This is a genomic window from Candidatus Terasakiella magnetica (assembly GCF_900093605.1).
GTDB lineage: Bacteria > Pseudomonadota > Alphaproteobacteria > Rhodospirillales > Terasakiellaceae > Terasakiella > Terasakiella magnetica.
This window is the reverse complement of record NZ_FLYE01000046.1, coordinates 23,044-37,937: the sequence shown is the minus strand read 5'-3', so window position 1 is coordinate 37,937 and position 14,894 is coordinate 23,044. Positions and strand designations below refer to the sequence as shown.

Annotated in this window: 14 protein-coding genes; 11 read left to right on the top strand and 3 right to left on the bottom strand. The window is 48.0% G+C overall.

The window, feature by feature from the left end:
- The first annotated feature begins 110 nt into the window (after positions 1 to 110).
- The 4 genes from MTBPR1_RS14645 to MTBPR1_RS14630 are packed head-to-tail and all read left to right on the top strand — an operon-like array spanning position 111 to position 3,667.
- Positions 111 to 482 (top strand): response regulator transcription factor, encoded by a 372-nt coding sequence (locus MTBPR1_RS14645; RefSeq protein ID WP_069189776.1) that lies wholly within the window; start codon positions 111 to 113, stop codon positions 480 to 482.
- Between the two features lie 20 nt (positions 483 to 502).
- On the top strand, positions 503 to 2,644 hold the full coding sequence (locus tag MTBPR1_RS14640; protein WP_069189775.1) for an exonuclease domain-containing protein: 2,142 nt from the start codon (positions 503 to 505) through the stop codon (positions 2,642 to 2,644).
- 11 nt (positions 2,645 to 2,655) lie between these two features.
- On the top strand, positions 2,656 to 3,444 hold the full coding sequence (locus tag MTBPR1_RS14635; RefSeq protein WP_069189774.1) for a metallophosphoesterase: 789 nt from the start codon (positions 2,656 to 2,658) through the stop codon (positions 3,442 to 3,444).
- Positions 3,445 to 3,487: 43 nt separating this feature from the next.
- Positions 3,488 to 3,667, top strand: coding sequence for a hypothetical protein (locus MTBPR1_RS14630; RefSeq protein ID WP_069189773.1), 180 nt, complete (start codon positions 3,488 to 3,490; stop codon positions 3,665 to 3,667).
- Between the two features lie 2 nt (positions 3,668 to 3,669).
- Here MTBPR1_RS14630 and MTBPR1_RS14625 read toward each other — a convergent pair whose 3' ends face one another.
- Genes MTBPR1_RS14625 through fsa form a run of 3 tightly spaced genes read right to left on the bottom strand, consistent with a single transcriptional unit; the run spans position 3,670 to position 6,049 of the window.
- Entirely contained in the window at positions 3,670 to 4,647 is a 978-nt protein-coding gene (locus MTBPR1_RS14625; RefSeq protein WP_240492927.1) for a tyrosine recombinase XerC, read from the bottom strand.
- Between the two features lies 1 nt (position 4,648).
- A complete protein-coding gene (locus MTBPR1_RS14620; protein ID WP_069189772.1) occupies positions 4,649 to 5,347 on the bottom strand; it encodes a DUF484 family protein in 699 nt (232 codons plus the stop codon).
- Positions 5,348 to 5,392: 45 nt separating this feature from the next.
- Entirely contained in the window at positions 5,393 to 6,049 is a 657-nt protein-coding gene (gene fsa, locus MTBPR1_RS14615) for a fructose-6-phosphate aldolase (RefSeq protein WP_069189771.1), read from the bottom strand.
- Positions 6,050 to 6,278: 229 nt separating this feature from the next.
- On the opposite strand from fsa, the gene MTBPR1_RS14610 reads away from it, so the two are divergent.
- From MTBPR1_RS14610 to MTBPR1_RS14580, 7 genes are all read left to right on the top strand, one after another.
- Entirely contained in the window at positions 6,279 to 8,483 is a 2,205-nt protein-coding gene (locus tag MTBPR1_RS14610) for a primosomal protein N' (RefSeq protein ID WP_069189770.1), read from the top strand.
- Positions 8,484 to 8,770: 287 nt separating this feature from the next.
- Complete coding sequence (locus MTBPR1_RS14605) at positions 8,771 to 9,331, top strand: F0F1 ATP synthase subunit delta (protein WP_069189769.1); 561 nt, start codon at positions 8,771 to 8,773, stop codon at positions 9,329 to 9,331.
- On the top strand, positions 9,331 to 10,863 hold the full coding sequence (gene atpA, locus MTBPR1_RS14600) for a F0F1 ATP synthase subunit alpha (RefSeq protein ID WP_069189768.1): 1,533 nt from the start codon (positions 9,331 to 9,333) through the stop codon (positions 10,861 to 10,863). Before MTBPR1_RS14605 ends, atpA begins: the two co-directional genes overlap by 1 nt.
- Positions 10,864 to 10,897: 34 nt before the next feature.
- Entirely contained in the window at positions 10,898 to 11,794 is an 897-nt protein-coding gene (locus MTBPR1_RS14595) for a F0F1 ATP synthase subunit gamma (protein ID WP_069189767.1), read from the top strand.
- Positions 11,795 to 11,833: 39 nt separating this feature from the next.
- Entirely contained in the window at positions 11,834 to 13,261 is a 1,428-nt protein-coding gene (atpD, locus tag MTBPR1_RS14590) for a F0F1 ATP synthase subunit beta (RefSeq protein WP_069189766.1), read from the top strand.
- A gap of 36 nt (positions 13,262 to 13,297) precedes the next feature.
- Positions 13,298 to 13,699, top strand: coding sequence for a F0F1 ATP synthase subunit epsilon (locus tag MTBPR1_RS14585; RefSeq protein ID WP_069189765.1), 402 nt, complete (start codon positions 13,298 to 13,300; stop codon positions 13,697 to 13,699).
- A gap of 79 nt (positions 13,700 to 13,778) precedes the next feature.
- Positions 13,779 to 14,852 (top strand): glycosyltransferase family protein, encoded by a 1,074-nt coding sequence (locus MTBPR1_RS14580; RefSeq protein WP_069189764.1) that lies wholly within the window; start codon positions 13,779 to 13,781, stop codon positions 14,850 to 14,852.
- Positions 14,853 to 14,894: the final 42 nt, after the last annotated feature.

Genomic DNA, 14,894 nt, shown 5'->3' with positions numbered 1-14,894 from the left:
TGTGTTTTAGCAGGACTACATCGCTATGTCATGTCCATAAAAACATGTTATGATGTAAAAATAAGGATTATAAAAAATCCAAAGAATAATTTCGGGAGGCAAAAACCAATATGACCAAATCGGTCCTTATCGTCGACGACGAACCTAATATCGTTTTATCACTTGAGTTTCTTATGACCCAAGCGGGTTATAATGTGCGCATCGCGCGCGATGGCAACGAAGCTTTAGAATCCGTCGTTGAAAAAACACCTGATTTGATCCTTCTTGACCTGATGATCCCGGGGCGCGATGGCTATGATGTCTGCCAGACGCTGCGCCGATCCGATGAATGGGCTGCCATTCCGATCATCATGTTAACGGCCAAGGGCCGTGAAGTTGAAAAGGAAAAAGGCCTTGCACTGGGGGCCAATGAATATGTCACAAAACCATTTTCAACAAGTGAACTGACCAAACGCGTAAAAGAGCTTTTGGGCGACGATTAATGTCTGCATTAAGGGGTTGAATGCTCAAACGTATTTCAAAACTGAGTTTACGCGTACGCACACTCTTGTTTTTTGCCCTTTTGGCAATATGCATCACTATTGTGATGTTCCTCACCTTCTATTTTGCCTATGGTCATATCCAAACCCATAATGATCCGGCGACCACCCTTTTTCTTTTTGGTATTGGGGCCAGTCTGGGCAGTCTTTTCTGCATCATTGCCATTGGCCTGCTTTTTGATATGAATGTGGCAAGCCCTATTCAAGGGCTCATTCGCGATATTCAAACCATCCTGCACAGCAACCGTGACCATAGTATTGAGGTTTCCACAGGGCGCTACCTTGACCACCTGCCTGAGACCGTGCGCGACCTTGCGCGCCAATATCGCAAGCAACGCGTTGAAGTGGATAAAGCCATTGCCAGCGCCACAGCCAAAACATCTGAGCAGAAAAAAACCCTTGAGACCGTGCTTAAAGACCTGTTTGAAGGGGTGATCATTTGTAACCTGAATAATCAGGTTCTGCTTTATAACCAGCGCGCACTTTCGCTTTTACATGTGAGTGGGGATATTGGTCTGGGGCGCTCGCTCTTTAGCGTGATTGATCGCCCGCCTCTCATGCATTCCCTTCGCCGTTTGCGCAACCGCTTGGCTGAAAACCGCCATATCAACCACCCTGAAGGCTTAAGCACCTCCTTTGTTTGTGCCACTTGTGATGGGCGCTATACCTTAGAAGCGCATATGACCCTCATTCTGGATCAGGATGAAAATATCCCCACCAGCTATGTGCTGACCTTTGAAGATGTCACCGAAGAGCTCACCGCCCTTGGTAAACGTGACCATTTGTTGCGCGAAACAACCGAGGGCCTGCGCCAACCTATTGCCAACCTGCGCGCGGCGGCTGAAATGCTTTATAATTCAGATGATATGAGCAAAGAAATGTCCATGCGCTTTCAGGATGTTCTCTTAAACGAAAGCCAGAAACTTTCCCAAACCCTTGATGGGCTGGCACAAGAATATCACGGGCTGGCAACCACCCATTGGCCCATGGCAGATATTTATTCAGCCAATCTGTTAAGCCTTGTTTCCTTGCGCTTATCAGATGAAAAAAACATCAACGCCATGATGACGGGCATCCCCTGCTGGCTTCATGGGGACAGTCATTCCCTGCTTCTTGCCATGGACCAGATTGTCCATAATATCCATCAAGCAACCGGGGCTGAGAATTTTGATTTGCAAACTGTCAATCGGGACAATCGGGTACATATTGATATCATCTGGGAAGGCGCCCCGCTTTCATCTTCTGAAATTGACAGCTGGCTGGATATAAATTTAAAAGAATCCATCGGCGGTATGAGCCTGCGCGATATTTTAGAGCATCACCGCTGTGAAATGTGGAGCGAGAATACGGATGAGCATCATGCACGCCTGCGCCTGCCCATGCTCTCAGCCCATCGCCCCATTGCCGATCGCACCAGTGAGGATTTACCCGCACGCCCTGAGTTTTATGATTTTGGCCTATTAAACAAAACATCCCCCCTTTCTTCAGAATTGGGCAACCGACCGTTAAGTGAGCTGTCTTTTGTTATTTTTGATACAGAAACAACCGGACTTAAACCCTCAGAAGGTGACGAGATCATCGCCATTGCCGGTGTGCGTATTTTAAACGGGCGTATCTTAACTGGGGAATCCTTTGCCCGTATGGTCAACCCCAATCGTAAAATCCCCAAAAGCTCGATTAAGTTTCACGGCATCACCGATGAAATGGTCAAAGACAAGCCCCCTGCGCAAATTGTCCTGCCCCAGTTTCAGGAATTTGTCGATGATGCAGTGCTGGTTGCCCATAACGCTGCTTTTGATATGAAGTTCCTTGAGCTAAAAAAAGATGACTGCGGCCTTTCTTTTGATCACCCTGTTCTAGATACATTACTTCTATCTGTGATTTTGCATGATCATACGGATCAACACAGTCTTGATGATATTGCTAAACGCTTTGGAATTGAGATTGAAGGGCGCCACACAGCCATTGGCGATGCCTTGGTCACGGCAGGTATCTTCCTAAGAATGGTTCCCATGTTAAAGGCCCGCGGCATTGAAACCTTGAATGATGCAATTGAAGCGAGTAAAAAGATCGTCGAAGTGCGTGCGCAGCAGGCAGAGTTCTAAAAGGTTTCTTCGTGAATATCATCAGAAAACCATATCCTATCCCCGGCACCCCTAAAGAAGGTGTCTGTGTGGTTGCCGTTGGTGATATTCATGGGCGCTACGACCTATTACAAAAAGCTATTCCTTGCATAAAAAAAGCACTCCCCCCTGAGGCGAAGCAAACCGACTTGGTCTTATTAGGTGATATTCTGGATCGTGGTGATGCGGCAATTGAAGTGATTGATTACATCAGAGAAGGCATTGAGGATTGGAACATCATCCCGCTTTTGGGCAATCATGAACAGCTTCTTTTGCGTGTTCTAGATGCCAATGATGCCGCCTATCGCCCCACATGGCGCATGTGGCGGGGAAACGGTGGGATCTCTACCCTTGAAAACCTACAAATCAATATCCCTTCCATTGCAGAAACAGATACGAAAACCCATAAAAAAGCCCTGATCAAGGCCTTGGGACAAGAGCGGCTTGATTATATCAATGGCTTTCGCTCACACTATCGCAATGGTTCTATCCTGTGCGTACATGGCGGGATTGATCCTAATAAAACACTAGAAGAAAATTTCACCGCCCCGCGCCTGTCCCAACATCCAAATCACTGGGCATGGATTAGAGATGACTTTTTAGACCATCAAGGCCCTTATGAAGACGGCGTCTTTGTAGTGCATGGTCACACGGTTCTACCCGGCCCTCGACTAGAACCCCATCGCATTGGGCTGGATACCGGGGCGTGCCTTTATGGTGTTTTAAGTGGGGCTATTTTTTATAATCATCAAATGACTATCTTCCAAGTCACTGCTGATTGATGTATGAAGAAGTCTCTTAAACGAAACTGGAGTTCATGATCAGATGAGATATCTTGCATGGGTCATTATGGCCGCTGTTTTTCTTGTAACATTCCTGCTTACACAAGATTTGATCATGTCTTTTGCGGCTGAACTGGTCGCCGTCTTTGTCATGATGCTTTTTGGCAAACAGTTTTTCTTTGGCGATACGACAAACGCTGATCAAGCTGAAAAGAAAGAATAAACTTAAGCCCGCGGGTGGGATTTTTTATATTCTGCGTTGAGCTTTTCAGCATCAACCGCTGTATAGCGCTGTGTTGTTGAAAGCGAGGCGTGACCAAGCAGTTCTTGGATTGTGCGCAAATCCCCGCCACCTGCAAGAAGATGCGTTGCAAAACTATGGCGCAACGCATGGGGTGTTGCATCATCAGCCAAATTTAAAAGCGGGCGCAATTTCCTGATTTGGCGTTGGATCACACCGGGGTCAAGCGGCTTGCCCCGCGCGCCCACAAACAAGGCATCGCGTTGTTTTAACTCAAACGGGCAGGCCTCACGATAGGCTTTAATGGCTTCAATCACCAAAGGCAAGACAGGCACCATCCGTTCTTTTTTACCCTTCCCTTTAACACGCATCACATCCGTGTTTGGGGCATCTTTTTGCTTAAGGCTCAAGGCCTCGCCAATGCGCAAACCACAGCCATAAAGCAGGGTTAAAACGGCCGCATCCCTTTTTGCCACCCAAGAAAGCCCCCGACTTTCATGCCAATCGCCATCACTTAAGGCCTCAATGGCATCAAGAGAAACAACGGCTTCTTGCTGGCTGAGTGCCTTGGGCACGGCTTGTTTTTGTTTTGGTGTGCGCACCGCAACCAAAGCGGGATTCTCTAAAATATTTTGGCGATCTAGAAATTTAAAGAAATTGCGCAGGGTCGACATCTGGCGATTGATGGAGCTGCGCGCAATGCCTGCGTCTGTACGGTCGGCTAAAAAGCCACGAAAATCGGCTGCCGTAAAACTTCTCAGGTCATCCACACCGGCTGGATAACCAAGCAATTGCTGGGCAAAGATAAAAAAGGCAGATAGGTCTCTTAAGTAAGCATCTAAAGTATGTTTGGAGGCGCGACGTTCTGTTTCTAACCAGCGCCGCCATGTGATAATGGCTTCTTTTAAAGCAGGCTCACATTCAAAATTGATACGATCAAGGGCTTCTTTGCTGGTCGCCAAATCAGTCGTCCATTTCGCTCGCTGCAAGCCACTTTTCAACCAGAATTTCAGCCACCCGGGCCATAAAGGTGATCAGGTCCGTGCCTTGGTGTGGATTAAAGGTGTTTTCATCACGCGCCCCTAAAATCAACAGGCCCGCAGGCATTGTTTCACTGGGGTAAAGCCGCGCGATTGCAACCGAGCGCACCAGATCGCGCGCCGCGCCAAACAGGTGATCCCCTGTTTCAACACAACCAATCAGGCTGACATCATCATCGCCTAAGCGTTTTTGCACTTCGCCTGTGGGTAATAAAACGGGCATACCTTCTGCCGACATATCAATGGTTTCCACCGCCCCTTCCAGGGCAACAGCCGCCATATCAATATCAAGTAAGATCGGTACTTCATCTTGAACAATACCGATAAACTCATCAAGCGTGCGCGCTTCCATCATGGCAAGCACGGCTTCGTGGGTTGCGATTTGAACAGACATATTAGAGCGGGAATTATCCACCAGCATGTCTTGTCTTGCGCGCAGGCGTTTTAGGGCTTCATGTTGTAGGTCAACAATTTGCTCCCCGCTATAGCGCGCAGGCAGTTCAAGCACTTCCAGCAAGGCTGTATTTTGCACAAAAAAATCAGGATTTTTCTGTAAGTAATCCACCACGTCCTGATTGCTCAGCGCGTTTTCATCGGCAGAATCCTGTTTCTTCGAACTCATGCTTGAACCTTTCCCACTTTATCGTCTTTTAAACAGTCTAACAGATTACAGGATGCTTTGACCAGTTTTTGCCCAATCAGCTTCAAACGCTGCCAAGCCTTTATCTGTCAAAGGATGATTAAACAACTGCCACAGCGCCTTGGCTGGAACCGTTGAGACATCCGCACCAGCTTGGGCAGCTTGTACCACATGCAACGGCCCACGAATGGAAGCTGCCAGAACCTCTGTTTGCAGGTCTGGATAATTGGCATAGATTTCTACGATATCTTCAATCAAGGACATGCCATCTTGGGCAATATCATCAAGACGCCCAATAAAGGGAGAGACAAAAGCGGCCCCCGCTTTGGCTGCAAGCAAGGCTTGAGCGGCAGAGAAAACCAAAGTCACATTCACCTGACAGCCATCATCAGAAAGATGCTTACAGGTTTTAATGCCGTCGCGCGTCATGGGCACTTTAATGGCAACATTATCTGCAATATTGCGCAAGACAGCGGCTTCTTTCATCATGGTTTCAAAATCAGGTGCGGTCACTTCTGCACTGACAGGTCCCTCAACAATGTCACAAATCTCAGCAACCACATCAAGAAACGGGCGACCGGATTTTGCAATTAAAGACGGGTTGGTTGTGACACCATCCAACAGACCAACGTCTTCCAGCTCTTTAATCTCTGTCACATCGGCGGTATCAACAAAAAACTTCATAAAAGAAACTCCAATTTATATTCTCGTCATCGTCACACATTATTTAATGCACAAACATGAAGGTGAACTTTTAAACCAATTTGGTAAAGACTTTATGACGAAACTACCTCATAAAATCAATTTTTGTCCCAATCCAGAGGCATAAAATCTCTTAAATTGATTTCACATCCCGAGCCCCTTAAGATGCGTCAGTGACCTTATCGTTTCCCTAAAATAAGAAAATCAGACTTTGTCCCTTTTTGCCGATCAAGAAAGACGCGTCAGTGTCCTGCTTCCCCTCCCGTTAAGTGGGGCATATGATTATGCCGTTCCCCCGGGAATGGAGTTATGTGAAGGTGACTTTGTAACCGTCCCGCTTGGTCCGCGCGAAAGAACAGGCGTTGTCTGGGAGCTTGAGCCCACCAATCAAGATGTGCCATTTGAAAAGCTCAAAAACGTCATTGAAAAGCTGGAACAACCGCCCATTCCTGAAGCTTCGCGCAAATTAGTGGATTGGGTTGCGCGCTATACCCTTCAACCCAGCGGCTCCATTTTAAAAATGGTCATGTCCGTGCCCGGTGCCTTAAGCGATCCAGCCCCAAAGCCGGCTTATATAAAAGCAAGCCACCAGCCTGAAGGCTTAAAACTGACCAAAGCGCGCGAACGCGTATTGGCCTTTATGGAAAATATGCCACCCATGGCCCCAAGCGACATTGCGCGCGAGGCAGGATGCGGCACCTCTGTTTTAAAAGGCCTTGCAGACCTCGGCGCCCTTGAAACCGTGCATATGACGGACCCCAGCCCGTTTCAAGAACCGGACTGGCAACGCGATGGCTATGAGCTTGCCAATCAACAACGTGTTGCGGCTGATGACCTTGTTGAAAAAACCGCACATGCGGGCACAGAGGATGGTTTTAGCGTTACATTACTGGATGGCGTCCCCGGTTCGGGTAAAACCGAAGTTTATTTTGAAGCTGTTGCCAAAGCCTTAGAACATGGCAAACAGACCCTTGTGCTCTTGCCGGAAATTGCCCTGTCTTCGCAATGGTTGACGCGTTTTAAAAAGCGCTTTGGCGTGGAACCTGCGGTCTGGCATTCCGATATCGGGCAATCCATGCGCAAAAAAACATGGCGCGCCATTGTGCGTGGGCAGGCCAAAGTCATTGTCGGGGCGCGTTCTGCCCTATTTTTACCCTATAAAGACCTCGCCCTTATTATTGTGGATGAGGAACATGATGCTTCTTTTAAACAAGAAGAAGGCGTCATCTATAATGGGCGCGATATGGCCGTGGTGCGTGCCCAGATGGGCAAATGCCCGGTTGTGCTGGCTTCTGCCACACCATCGCTAGAAACAGCGGTTAACAGTTGGGAAGGGCGCTATAACAATCTCCATATGCCCAGCCGCCATGCTGATGTGCCGTTACCTGATGTCATCACCATTGATCTGCGCCTTGATAAGCCAGAGCGCCAGAAATGGTTATCGCCCAGCCTGATTGAAGCCATTAAAGAAACCGTTGCCCGCGGTGAGCAGGTCATGCTCTATCTCAACCGCAGGGGCTATGCCCCCCTTACCTTATGTCGCTCTTGTGGTCATCGCCTGCAATGTCCCAATTGCACGAGCTGGCTGGTGGAACATCGCAAAGCCCAGAAATTACAATGTCACCATTGTGGCTATTTCACCCGCCCGCCGCGCACCTGTCCCAGTTGCGAATCTGAAGATAATTTTGCCGCCTGTGGCCCCGGTGTGGAACGTCTAGCAGAAGAAGTTGCCGAAACTTTCCCAGATTTAAGGGCCATTGTTGCAGCCAGTGATACAGTGACGTCACCCACACAAGCCGCTGAGCTGGTGCGCAAGATTGAAGATCAGGAAGTAGACCTCTTAATAGGGACGCAAATGGTCGCCAAGGGCTATCACTTCCCCATGCTGACCCTTGTGGGTGTGGTTGATGCGGATTTGGGCCTTTCTGGTGGAGACTTGCGTGCAAGTGAGCGCACCTATCAATTGCTCTATCAGGTGGCGGGGCGCGCCGGGCGGGCTGATCGACCCGGTACCGTCATGCTCCAAACCTTCATGCCGGACCATCCGGTGATGAAAGCTTTGAAATCCGGCCTGCGTGATCGTTTTTTAGAATGTGAAGCCGATGCGCGCAAAAGTGCTGGCATGCCGCCCTTTGGTCGCCTTGCTGCCCTTATTGTTTCAGGTGAAGATGAAGTTCTCGTTGATGATACCGCCAATGCACTGGGGCGAAATGCCCCCCACGGGCAAGGTATCTTGGCCCTTGGCCCCGCCCCTGCCCCGCTTGCCATGATCCGCGGGCGCCATCGCAGGCGGCTTCTTTTAAAGACAGATAAGAAAATGCCGATCCAGTCCATTTTAAAGGACTGGCTGGAACGAACTTCTGTTTCACGAACGGTAAAAATACAGATTGATATCGACCCCTATAGTTTTTTGTAAGAATCTTTCACTCAGAATCTTTTAACAAAGCCCCGATTCCCTCCCTATTAATCCGTAAAACCTGTGTTTTCTGGTATGACCAGAGGGCTAAAACCTCCTTATTTTCCTATGGTTTCGGTTAATTTGGGCACGGGCGAGATGCCTGCTTGCATCTTGGTATCAGCGTGTGTTATGACACCGCTACTCTTTTGCTAAGTCTTTGGGCTTAATCAAAAGAGCGAATTGTCGTTTGGGGACGTGCAGTCGCATGTCCCTTCGGGTGGACCAAATGTCGAGGGCTGTCCCAGGTGGCTTCTAAAGCACAAGGTGCAAGCGGACTTGCCGGTCGTTACGCTCAGGCTCTTTTTGAGCTCGCAGTTAGTAATGATGCGGTTGAACAAGTGGCTCAGGATCTTTCTGACCTGTCAGCAATGCTGGCTGATTCAGAAGATCTATCCAAGCTTGTTCTCAGTCCAGTGATCGCACGAGAAGAACAAGGCCGCGCCATGACTGCTGTCATGGACAAGGCACAATTATCAGATCTCACGAAACGATTTATCGGAGTGGTGGCACAAAACCGTCGTCTCTTTGAACTTGAAGGCATGATTAATGGCTTTGAGGCGTTTCTTGCTGAGCATAAAGGTGAAGTTTCTGCTGAAGTAACTTCTTCTAAAAAGCTTACGCAAAAACAAGTTGATTCGTTGACTGCTTCGTTAAAAGAAGCAATTGGCAGTGATGTCGCTGTTGAACAGAAGGTGGACTCTGCACTACTTGGCGGTTTAGTCGTCAAGGTTGGTTCGCGCATGGTTGATTCATCCTTGCGCACCAAGTTGCAACATCTTCAACTCGCCATGAAAGGGGTTGGGTGATGGAAATCCGCGCCGCGGAAATTTCTGCGATCCTAAAAGATCAGATCGCTAATTTCGGGACTGAAGCTGATGTAGCTGAAGTCGGTCAAGTATTGTCTGTGGGTGATGGTATCGCTCGCGTACATGGTTTAGATAACGTTCAAGCTGGGGAAATGGTTGAATTTCCTGGTGGCTTGAAAGGCATGGCCTTGAACCTCGAAACCGACAACGTCGGTATCGTGATTTTTGGTGATGACCGTGCTATTAAGGAAGGCGATACAGTAAAACGTACTGGCGCCATCGTTGAAGTACCGGTTGGTAAAGGCCTTTTGGGACGTGTTGTTGACGGTTTGGGTAACCCAATCGACGGCAAAGGTCCTCTTAAAGACGTTAAAAACCAATTGATGGAAGTAAAAGCGCCGGGCATTATCCCGCGTAAGTCTGTACACGAGCCTGTACAAACTGGTTTAAAAGCTGTTGACAGCTTGATCCCAGTTGGTCGTGGCCAACGTGAATTGGTCATTGGTGACCGTCAGACTGGTAAAACTGCCATCATCTTGGACACCATTTTGAACCAGAAGAACGTTAACGATAACGCTAAAGACGAAAGCGAAAAGCTTTACTGTGTCTACGTAGCTGTTGGTCAAAAACGTTCTACAGTTGCACAGCTGGTTAAAGTTCTCGAAGAGAACAACGCTTTGGAATATTCCATCGTTGTTGCTGCGACAGCTTCTGAACCTGCTCCGTTGCAGTTCTTGGCTCCTTACTGTGGCGCTGCCATGGGTGAGTACTTCCGTGACAATGGTATGCACGCTTTGATCGGTTATGATGACCTTTCTAAACAGGCTGTTGCTTATCGTCAGATGTCTCTGCTACTTCGTCGTCCACCAGGACGTGAAGCTTACCCAGGTGACGTATTCTATCTTCACTCTCGCTTGCTTGAGCGCGCTTGTAAAATGTCTGACGACATGGGCGCCGGTTCTTTGACAGCTTTGCCTGTTATTGAAACTCAAGGTGGTGACGTATCTGCGTTTATTCCGACAAACGTGATTTCCATTACAGATGGTCAGATCTTCCTTGAGACTGAACTGTTCTATAAAGGTATCCGTCCTGCGGTAAACGTTGGTCTGTCTGTATCTCGTGTAGGTTCATCTGCACAGATTAAAGCCATGAAACAGGTTGCGGGTTCCGTTAAGCTTGAATTGGCTCAGTATCGTGAAATGGCTGCATTTGCCCAGTTCGCATCTGACCTTGACGCATCTACACAGCAATTGCTGGCTCGTGGTGAGCGTTTGACTGAACTGCTTAAGCAGCCTCAGTTCTCTCCGCTTCCGGTTGAAGAGCAAGTTGTCTCTATCTATTCTGGTGTGAACGGTTTCCTCGACGGCATTCCTGCTGGCGACGTCAACCGCTTCGAAGCAGCTATGTTGGATGACATTCGCGCTAACGGTTCTGAGATCCTCAAAACTATTCGTGATGAAAAGAAACTTAGCGATGAAACCGAAGCAAAACTTAAGAAGTTCCTAGAGGACTTCACTAAGTCATTCGCTTAATTGTTTTCGTCGTTGAAGAAGAGGAATTAGGCATATGCCAAACCTCAAGGATCTAAAAATCAGGATCGACAGTGTCAAATCGACACAGAAGATCACTTCGGCCATGAAAATGGTGGCGGCTGCGAAACTTCGTAAGGCACAAATGTCTGCGGAGTCCGCCCGCCCCTATGCTGAGCGTATGGAAGCAATGGTCGGGGCTCTTGCTAAGAGCTTCGACGGTGTTGAAGGCGCTCCGGAACTACTGGCAGGTAATGGTAAAGATGAAAAGCACCTTATCGTGCTTGTTGCATCTGACCGTGGCCTGTGTGGTGGTTTCAATGCAGGAATTGGTCGTTTTACTCGGAATAAAATTGCTGAGCTGCAAGATGCTGGCAAATCCGTAAAAGTCTTGTGTATTGGTCGTAAAGGTCGAGATCAAGTCCGCCGTCAATTTGGGGATGTTATCCTTGATACGATGGAAGACGTGACCAAGAACGGCGCGATCTATTCAGACGCTGATGATATCGCTCTTCGTATTCGTACGATGTATGAAGAAGGTGAAATCGACGTTTGTACGGTTGTATATAACAAGTTTATATCTGCCATTACACAAGAAGTAACGCCGTTACAGGTTATTCCTTTTGCAGTTGAAGAAACTGAAACTGCCGAGGAAGAAAACCAAGATGATGAACTGAAAGCTTTGTACGAGTACGAGCCTTCAGAAGAAGACATCCTGGAAGACTTGTTGCCGCGAAACCTTTCCGTTCAGATCTTCCGTTCCATGTTGGAAAGCTATGCTTCCGAACAAGGATCACGTATGGCTGCCATGGACAACGCGACACGTAACGCAGGTGAGATGATTGATGGTCTCACTCTAACTTACAACCGCGCCCGTCAGGCTGCTATTACGAGCGAACTGATCGAAATTATTTCCGGCGCAGAAGCGCTGTAACCGTTATAGGCATATATTTGCAAGTAGGAGCTTTTTGCGATGAGCAAAAAAAATGTAGGTAAGGTAACCCAGGTAATGGGTGCGGTTGTCGACGTTCAGTTCGACGACGTCTTGCCAGAAATCCTGTCTGCTTTGGAACTTGAAAACCAAGGCAAACGTTTGGTGTTGGAAGTTTCTCAACACCTTGGTGAAAACACTGTTCGTTGTATCGCTATGGACACCACAGACGGTATGGTCCGTGGTCAAGAAGTAGTTGATACAGGCGCTGCGATTAATGTTCCGGTTGGTCCGGAAACATTGGGTCGTATCATCAACGTTGTTGGTGAGCCAATTGACGAACGTGGTGAGCTAAAAACATCTAAAGGCACTTTGCCAATTCACCGTCAAGCCCCAGAATTTGCTGATCAGTCTACTGAATCAGAAATCCTGGAAACAGGCATCAAAGTAATTGACCTTCTCGCACCTTATTCTAAAGGTGGTAAAATTGGTCTGTTCGGTGGTGCTGGTGTAGGTAAAACTGTACTTATCATGGAATTGATCAACAACATCGCCAAAGGGCACGGTGGTTTCTCCGTATTCGCTGGTGTTGGTGAGCGTACTCGTGAGGGTAACGATCTTTACCATGAGATGATCGAATCAGGCGTTATTCAGCTGGACACTGACCAGTCTAAAGCGGCTCTCGTATACGGTCAGATGAACGAACCTCCTGGTGCGCGTGCTCGTGTTGCCTTGACTGGTTTGACATTGGCTGAATACTTCCGTGATGAAGAAGGCCAAGACGTACTGTTCTTCGTAGATAACATCTTCCGCTTTACACAAGCTGGTTCAGAAGTATCCGCCCTGTTGGGTCGTATTCCTTCTGCGGTAGGTTATCAGCCAACTCTGGCAACAGAGATGGGTAACCTTCAAGAACGTATTACTTCTACTAAGAAGGGTTCCATTACATCTGTACAAGCGATTTATGTACCTGCCGATGATTTGACTGACCCGGCGCCTGCTACATCGTTTGCTCACTTGGATGCAACAACCGTACTTAACCGTTCAATCGCCGAGCTCGGCATCTACCCTGCGGTAGACCCACTTGACTCTACGTCACGTGTTCTTGAGCCTCGCGTTGTTGGTGATGAGCACTATAAAGTTGCTCGTGAAGTTCAGCGTATCCTGCAAACATACAAATCTTTGCAAGACATCATCGCCATCCTTGGTATGGACGAGCTGTCTGAAGAAGATAAGATGGTTGTGGCACGTGCCCGTAAGATCCAGCGTTTCCTTTCTCAGCCATTCCACGTTGCGGAAGTATTCACAGGTTCTCCAGGTAAGTACGTTAAACTTGAAGACACAATTAAAGCCTTTGTAGGTATTGTTGCTGGTGAATACGATCACTTGCCAGAAGCTGCATTCTACATGGTTGGTGGCATTGACGAAGCTTTGGAAAAAGCTAAGAAAATGGCCGCTGAAGCTGCTTAATCTTTCGGAAGTTAATTTTAGCCAGGAGACAACACAATGAGTGATAAAGTTCAATTCGAACTCGTTTCCCCGGCCAAGCTGCTTCTGTCAGAAGAAGTCGAAATGGTTGTGGTTCCGGGCGGCGAAGGTGACTTCGGTGTCCTGCCCGGACACACACCAATGCTGACGACTGTTCGTCCCGGCATTATCGACATCTACGAAAACGATAAAGTTGCCAAAAGCATCTTTGTTGTAGGCGGTTTTGCTGAAGTTTCTGAAGAACGCTGTGCCGTTCTTGCTGAAGAAGCCATCGCTGTTGACGAGCTCAGCCGTGATGATGCAGAAGCGCGTTTGCAAAAAGCAAACGATGCCCTGCAAGCTGCTGAAAGTGACGTTGCTAAAAAAGTTGCAGAGCGTGAGCTCCTCGCTGCTGAAGCAATGGTTGCTGCCTGCGGTTAACGCAGCATCAGAAACGAAAAGAATTCGGGCGTATGGTTTTAAACTATACGCCCTTTTCTTTGTCTAAAGGTAACATCACATGTTCCACATTGTTGCAGATATCACAGGTCACGGCTTAGGTCATGTGGGTCAAATCGCCCCACTTTTGCGCAAGCTCGTGGAAAGCTCAGACCAAATTAAACTGAGCATTCGCTGTAATGTAGCAAATGATAAGATTGAGGAAATGATTGGCCATAAGGTTGATCACGCGCCCCCTGCCCCTGATGTGGGTATGTTGATGCATAACCCTTATGTGGTTGATCATAAGGCCTCTCTTAAAGCCTATGAAGAGCTCCATCAAAACTTTGAACAGACTGTTTTAAACGAGACACAACAACTTAAAGAGCTTGCCCCAGACCTGTTACTCAGTGATGTGGGCTATTGCGGATTGGCTGCGGCCCAAAGGCTCGGCCTTCCCAATATTGCCATCAGCTCGTTAAACTGGGCCGACATCATGGCGGGCTATTATCCACAAGCGGCCTTTCTAAAGACCATCAAATCCATCTATCAAAACTGTACCTCTTTTATCCAGACCACACCGTCTCTGCCCATGAATTGGCTTGAAAATTCTGTTCAAGTGGACCCGTTTGGACGGATAACGCCCTCACAGCGCAATGAGATTCTCAACCATCTCAACCTTTCACCAGACACCTTCCTTGTGCTTTACAGTATGGGGGGGATTTCCATGGGCACACATGAGCTCCAACTGCCTGTTGTTGAAAATATCCATTGGCTCACCGCCGATCTGATGGAGTTCCCAACAAGGCGGACTGATTGCACATCCCTTAAAGACCTGCCTTTTACCTTTATCCAAGCGCTTAGTTCAGCTGATGGTATCATTGCCAAACCGGGCTATGGGATTTTTGTTGAAGCAGCCCTTAATAAAACCCGCGTGCTTTATTGCGATCGCCACGACTGGCCTGAATTCCCCTATCTTTCAAGCTGGCTTGACGCCCATACGCCAAGCTGTTGCATCAGCCAAGATGCCTTAAACAAAGGTCACTATGAAAATGAACTTATAGAGCTTTTAAAGGCCGACTTTTCAGATAAACAACCCGCGACCACAGGTATGGACCAAGCCATGGAGGTTATTAGCCCCCTAGTTCACCTATAAGGCCTTGACCAATTGGGGTGCAACACGTAGCCTTTTTTTTGA

Bases quoted from the DNA above. Each gene is read 5' to 3' on its own strand.
- MTBPR1_RS14585 (WP_069189765.1), top strand. From the start codon at position 13,298: ATGAGTGATAAAGTTCAATTCGAACTCGTTTCCCCGGCCAAGCTGCTT.
- atpD (WP_069189766.1), top strand. From the start codon at position 11,834: ATGAGCAAAAAAAATGTAGGTAAGGTAACCCAGGTAATGGGTGCGGTT.
- MTBPR1_RS14645 (WP_069189776.1), top strand. From the start codon at position 111: ATGACCAAATCGGTCCTTATCGTCGACGACGAACCTAATATCGTTTTA.
- atpA (WP_069189768.1), top strand. From the start codon at position 9,331: ATGGAAATCCGCGCCGCGGAAATTTCTGCGATCCTAAAAGATCAGATC.
- fsa (WP_069189771.1), bottom strand. From the start codon at position 6,049: ATGAAGTTTTTTGTTGATACCGCCGATGTGACAGAGATTAAAGAGCTG.
- MTBPR1_RS14630 (WP_069189773.1), top strand. From the start codon at position 3,488: ATGAGATATCTTGCATGGGTCATTATGGCCGCTGTTTTTCTTGTAACA.
- MTBPR1_RS14620 (WP_069189772.1), bottom strand. From the start codon at position 5,347: ATGAGTTCGAAGAAACAGGATTCTGCCGATGAAAACGCGCTGAGCAAT.
- MTBPR1_RS14640 (WP_069189775.1), top strand. From the start codon at position 503: ATGCTCAAACGTATTTCAAAACTGAGTTTACGCGTACGCACACTCTTG.
- MTBPR1_RS14580 (WP_069189764.1), top strand. From the start codon at position 13,779: ATGTTCCACATTGTTGCAGATATCACAGGTCACGGCTTAGGTCATGTG.
- MTBPR1_RS14595 (WP_069189767.1), top strand. From the start codon at position 10,898: ATGCCAAACCTCAAGGATCTAAAAATCAGGATCGACAGTGTCAAATCG.